Raw genomic sequence first — 1,646 nt, forward strand, 5'->3', positions numbered from 1 at the left:
AGCGCCAGCGCCCCCGGCAGGGCGCGCGGCAGGCCGGTGGCGCTCACGGCCGCCCCACGCCCTCGAAGCGGAGCAGCGTGATGGCGTGCGGCGGGACGCGCACCACCGTCTCCGCGCCGCTGCGGCCCAGTTCCCGCCTCTCCAGCCGGATCTCGCCTTCCCCGCCCAGGTGAAAGCGGCCGCGCGGGCCGGCGCGCGCCTGGTCCGCCCAGCGCAGGCCGGGGATTCGCAGCAACTCCGTCCCGACATGCGCGTCGGGCGCGTCGGCGGAGAGCGTCTCGGCCGTGACCGACGCGGCGCCGGATGCGCCGGCGAGGGCGATGCGCGCCTCGATCGCCGCCTCGGGGTGCTTGTTGACCAGCAGCAGCGTCAGCACGCGCCCATCGGCCGAGCGCGTGGCCAGCGCGTCGAGATAGGGCACGTCCCGCGTCGCCGCGACGAAGCCGAGGTCGCGCGTGGCGTAGCGCGCCACCTCCACCTCGGTCGCGAGCAGCCCGGGTTCCATCCCGCGGGAGATCATGCGGAACGCCGCGGCATTGGCGTTCGCAACCCAGCGCCCGCCGCGCCGGCCGATCCAGCCCATGAACATCGGCTCGTTCAGCTTGAAGAAGTTGGCGACCTCGAGCGCCGGTTCCTCGGCGAAGGCGGCGAGGATCGAGGCGACGTAGATCGCCGAGCCCATGGTCTTCACGTGGTCGATCCAGGGCGAGGCCGGATCGATGGCGAACAGCGGGCCCCATTCGGTCACGGCAAGCGCGATGCGATCGGCGCGGCCGGGCGCGAAGCGCGCGATCTCGGCGCGCGTCTCGGCCAGGTTGCGCGCGACCTGGCGCGGGAAGGCCCACATCGCCGCATAGACCGCGAGCGGGTCGGCGCCGCGCCCATCGGCCACCAGCGGCGCATAGGCGTTGTGCACGGCGAGCGCGTCGATCTCCGCCCCCGCGCGGCGCAGCACCACCTCGTTCCAGCGGTCGAAGGCGTTGAAGCGGTAGCGGCCGAAATTGCGCAGCCCGATCGCCATGATGCGGATCGATGGATCGACGGCGCGCATGGCGCGGGCGAATTCCACCACGCGTTCCGCATAACGCTCGGGCGTGGTGTGGCCGCCGGAGGCGTCGCCGTCGATGTAGAGCTCGTTGCCGATCTCCCACCATTCGACGCGCCCGTCGCGCGGCGCGCGGCCGCCCTCGCCGTTGACGTAGCGGACCCAGTCGGCGGCCATGCGGGCCGTACCGTTGCCGGCATTGACCGTGATGAGCAGCCCCGCGCCGATCTGCCGCGCGAAGGCGAGTGCTTCATCCGTGCCGAAGCCGTGGCGGTAGGTCTCGGGCGCGCCGGGATGCGTCGGCGTCGTGGCGCGCGCGGATTGCGGGCCGATGCCGTGCCGCCAGTCATAGGCATCCGACCAGACGCCACCGGGGAACCGCACGAGGGAGATGCCGAGCCCGCGCGCGATCGCCGTGATCTCGGGCTGCAGACGTGCCGCCTCGGCCTCCCACAGGCCGTTGGCGTCGCGGATCACCTCGATGTTCGTGCCGAAGATCCCGCGCGGGATCTGTCGGCGCACGGTGGCGGTGGCTATGCGGATGCGCGCCGGCAGCACGGCGGGCGCCGCCGGCGGCGGCGCGGCGGCGCGGGGCGTGGCG

At 73.9% G+C, this 1,646-nt stretch carries 1 protein-coding gene; it reads right to left on the minus strand.

The features are described from left to right. Positions 1-43 precede the first annotated feature (43 nt). The coding region (locus HW577_RS24745; RefSeq protein ID WP_198378748.1) for a hypothetical protein at positions 44-1,646 on the minus strand (1,603 nt) is incomplete at its 5' end.

The organism is Neoroseomonas rubea (assembly GCF_016106015.1).
Lineage (GTDB): Bacteria > Pseudomonadota > Alphaproteobacteria > Acetobacterales > Acetobacteraceae > Neoroseomonas > Neoroseomonas rubea.